This is a genomic window from Roseomonas sp. 18066, assembly GCF_902706185.1.
In the GTDB taxonomy this organism is placed as follows: Bacteria; Pseudomonadota; Alphaproteobacteria; order Acetobacterales; family Acetobacteraceae; genus Pseudoroseomonas.
The window spans coordinates 1-389 of record NZ_CACSJM010000421.1 but is presented as its reverse complement, the minus strand read 5'-3'; the positions used below and the strand labels follow the sequence as shown (position 1 = coordinate 389).

Here is a 389-nt window from a genome sequence, read left to right as displayed (position 1 = left end):
CGCTGATGTTCGCGGCGCTGGTGATCGCGGGCGGGCTTTCACTGGTGAACATCATCTTCAACCGTTCGCGCTGGCTCTCGTCCGCGGCCTTCCTGCTCGTGACCTCGGCCGCGCTGCTGGGCGGCCACAAGGTGCCCGTGCACGATTTCGCGGACAACACGCCCTACATCGGGCTGGACTGGTTCATCCTCGATCTGCTCGGCAGCGCGCTGATCTTCATCTTCGTCGAGAAGCTGTTCGCGCTGCGGCGCGACCAGCCGATCTTCCGCGCCGAATGGCAGTGCGACTTCCACCATTTCATCGTGAACCACATGGTGGTGGGCTTCGTGCTGCTGGCCACCAACCTGCTCGTGCACCGGCTGTTCGGCTGGGCCGCCAGCGACGGCATC

Annotated in this window: 1 protein-coding gene; it reads left to right on the top strand. The window is 64.8% G+C overall.

Annotated elements, in window-relative coordinates; all coding sequences use genetic code 11:
* Positions 1-389 (top strand): hypothetical protein (locus tag GVN67_RS29515; RefSeq protein ID WP_200845478.1); only part of this gene is annotated, 389 nt, incomplete at both ends.